This is a genomic window from Georgenia sp. 311 (assembly GCF_006151955.1).
Lineage (GTDB): Bacteria > Actinomycetota > Actinomycetes > Actinomycetales > Actinomycetaceae > Oceanitalea > Oceanitalea wutianyii.
Genome location: NZ_VDFS01000012.1, coordinates 1 through 3074, shown reverse-complemented (window position 1 = coordinate 3074; position 3074 = coordinate 1). Strand labels below are relative to the sequence as shown.

Annotated in this window: 1 protein-coding gene; it reads left to right on the top strand. The window is 69.8% G+C overall.

Annotation, left to right across the window (positions count from 1 at the left end; translation table 11 throughout):
* Nucleotides 1-223: 223 nt before the first annotated feature.
* On the top strand, nucleotides 224-3074 hold a 2851-nt coding region (gene secA, locus FHE66_RS01195), incomplete at its 3' end, for a preprotein translocase subunit SecA (protein WP_139071169.1).

The following is a 3074-nucleotide window of genomic DNA, read 5'->3' as shown; positions in this document are numbered from 1 at the left end:
CGCCGGGCTCGCGGCCGAGCTCGCGACGACGGCGCAGTGGCTCGGGGCGGTCGGCGTCGCCGTCGACGACGACGCCGAGGGAGACCTGGCGCGTCCGCTGCGGGCGGAACTGGACTGACTTCGGCCGGGGCTGTGTGGCGCTTACCATGATGCGAGGTGTGCGCGCAGCCTGTGCGCCCGACGCCGTGCACCGGCGCCGACCGTCGAACGGGAGTAGAACCGCGTGGCTTCGATCCTCAGCAAGATCTTGCGCATGGGCGAGGGCAGGATCCTCAAGCAGCTCAGCGCGATCGCCGACCAGGTCAACGCCCTGGAGGAGAGCGTCACCGCCCTCAGCGACGCAGAGCTGCGCGCCGAGACCGACGCCTTCAAGGAGCGTCTCGCCGCCGGGGAGACGCTCGACGACATCCTCCCCGAGGCGTTCGCCGTCGTGCGCGAGGCCGCCCGCCGCACCCTGGGTCAGCGGCACTTCGACGTCCAGATCATGGGCGGCGCGGCCCTCCACCTGGGCAACATCGCCGAGATGAAGACCGGTGAGGGCAAGACGCTCGTCGCGACCCTTCCGGCCTACCTCAACGCGCTCACCGGCAAGGGCGTCCACGTCGTCACCGTCAACGACTACCTCGCCGGCTACCAGGCCGAGCTCATGGGACGCGTGTACCGCTTCCTCGGGCTCACCACCGGCGTCGTCCTCGCCGGCCAGAAGCCCGACGAGCGGCGCGCGCAGTACGCCGCCGACATCACCTACGGCACGAACAACGAGTTCGGCTTCGACTACCTGCGCGACAACATGGCGTGGTCGACCAACGAGCTCGTCCAGCGCGGCCACAACTTCGCCATCGTCGACGAGGTCGACTCGATCCTCATCGACGAGGCTCGCACCCCGCTCATCATCTCCGGCCCCGCCTCCGGTGACGCGAACAAGTGGTACGCCGAGTTCGCCCGCCTCGCCACGCGCCTCAAGCGCGACGAGGACTACGAGGTCGACGAGAAGAAGCGCACCGTCGGTGTGCTCGAGCCGGGCATCGAGAAGGTCGAGGACTACCTCGGCATCGACAACCTCTACGAGTCGCTCAACACCTCCCTCATCGGGTTCCTCAACAACGCGCTCAAGGCGAAGGAGCTCTTCAAGCGCGACAAGGACTACATCGTCACCAACGGCGAGGTCCTCATCGTCGACGAGCACACCGGGCGTGTGCTCGCCGGGCGGCGCTACTCCGAGGGCATGCACCAGGCCATCGAGGCCAAGGAGGGCGTGACGATCAAGGCGGAGAACCAGACGCTCGCCACGATCACGCTGCAGAACTACTTCCGCCTGTACGACAAGCTCTCCGGCATGACCGGTACGGCCGAGACCGAGGCCGCCGAGTTCTCCAGCACGTACCAGATCGGCGTCGTCCCGATCCCGACGAACCGCCCGATGCAGCGCATCGACCAGCCGGACCTCATCTACAAGAACGTCCAGGCGAAGTACAAGGCGATCATCGAGGACATCGCCGAGCGGCACGCCGCCGGCCAGCCGGTGCTCGTCGGCACGACGAGCGTGGAGAAGTCCGAGGTGCTGTCCGCGCTGCTCAAGCGCAAGGGCATCCCGCACGAGGTCCTCAACGCCAAGAACCACGCGCGTGAGGCGACCGTCGTGGCGATGGCCGGCCGCAAGGGCGCCGTCACGGTCGCGACGAACATGGCCGGTCGCGGTACCGACATCATGCTCGGTGGCAACGCTGAGCACATCGCCGTCGAGGCGATGCGTCAGCGCGGGCTGGACCCGGTCGAGGCCCCCGAGGAGTACGAGGCCGCGTGGCCCGAGGTCCTCGAGGAGGCCAAGCGCTCGGTCGCGGCGGAGCACGAGGAGGTCGTCGAGCTCGGCGGCCTGTACGTCCTGGGCACCGAGCGCCACGAGTCCCGCCGCATCGACAACCAGCTGCGTGGCCGCTCCGGCCGTCAGGGTGACCCGGGTGAGTCCCGGTTCTACCTGTCGATGGAGGACGACCTCATGCGGCTGTTCAACTCCGGGCTCGCGCTGCGGGTCATGGACAGCGCCTCCTACCCCGACGACATGCCGCTCGAGGCGAAGATGGTCTCCCGTGGCATCGCCTCGGCGCAGGCGCAGGTCGAGGGCCGCAACTTCGAGATCCGCAAGAACGTCCTCAAGTACGACGACGTCCTCAACCGCCAGCGCACCGTCGTCTACGAGGAGCGCCGCCGGGTGCTCGACGGTGAGGACCTGCAGGAGCAGGTCCAGGGCTTCATCGACGACGCCGTCGGCTCGCTCGTCACCGAGTTCACCCAGGCGCCGGACGCCACGACGTGGGACCTGGACGCCCTGTGGACCGAGCTCAAGCGGATCTACCCGGTGTCCATCACCGTCGAGGACGTCGTGGAGGAGGCCGGCGGCCAGAACCGCCTCACCACCGACATGCTCCTGGAGGAGGTCCGCTCCGACATCCACCTCGCCTACGAGCGCCGGGAGGAGGAGCTGACGCCGGACATCATGCGGCAGCTCGAGCGCCGCGTCGTGCTCTCCGTGCTCGACCGCAAGTGGCGCGAGCACCTCTACGAGATGGACTACCTCAAGGAGGGCATCGGGCTGCGCGCCATGGGGCAGCGTGACCCGCTCGTGGAGTACCAGCGCGAGGGCTACCAGCTCTTCCAGGCCATGAACGAGGCCATCAAGGAGGAGTCGGTCAGCTACCTGTTCAACCTCGAGGTCAAGGTCCAGCAGCCCGACGGCAGCGACGGCCAGGGTGCGGTGACGGCCGACGCCGCCGCGCAGGCCGCGGCCGGTGCTCGCCTCGGTGCCACCGCCACCGCCACCGCCGCCGGGGACGGCGAGGCGACCCCCGGGGCGGCCGCAGCCCAGTCCGGCGGGCGACGGGTGGGCGCCAAGTCGGTGACGGCGAACCGGTCGGGCGCCACGCTCGCCACCGCCGCCCGCGAGGCGGCGGCCCGGCAGGGTGACGCGCAGAGCGCGCCCGCGACGGCGTTCGGCGGCGGCCCGCAGATCGTCGGGCTCGAGGAGCCGCAGCGTCCCACGGCCCTCACCTACTCCGCGCCGTCGGCCGACGGCGACG